The organism is Streptomyces beijiangensis (assembly GCF_017315755.1).
Taxonomy (GTDB): Bacteria; Actinomycetota; Actinomycetes; order Streptomycetales; family Streptomycetaceae; genus Streptomyces; species Streptomyces beijiangensis.
The window spans coordinates 1-309 of sequence record NZ_JAFLRJ010001611.1 but is presented as its reverse complement, the minus strand read 5'-3'; the positions used below and the strand labels follow the sequence as shown (position 1 = coordinate 309).

At 72.8% G+C, this 309-nt stretch carries 1 protein-coding gene; it reads left to right on the top strand.

Annotation, left to right across the window (positions count from 1 at the left end; translation table 11 throughout):
* Window positions 1–309, top strand: a 309-nt coding sequence (gene tsaE / locus J0695_RS42900) for a tRNA (adenosine(37)-N6)-threonylcarbamoyltransferase complex ATPase subunit type 1 TsaE (protein WP_206970193.1), incomplete at both ends; no start/stop codon positions are given.

The window sequence follows — 309 nt, the reverse complement described above, 5'->3', positions numbered from 1 at the left end:
GTGGGCTGGGCGAGGGGCTCGGGGTGCGGGGCGCCGTCACCTCCCCGACCTTCGTGATCGCCCGCGTGCACCCGTCCCTGGGGGACGGACCGCCGCTGGTCCACGTCGACGCGTACCGGCTGTCGGGCGGACTGGACGAGATGGAGGACCTGGATCTCGACGTCTCGCTGCCCGAGTCGGTGATCGTCGTGGAGTGGGGCGAGGGCAGGCTCGAGGAACTGACCGACGACCGGCTCCAGCTCGTCATCCACCGCGCGGTCGGCGACACCACGGACGAGGTCCGGCACGTGACGCTGACCGGCCTGGGCG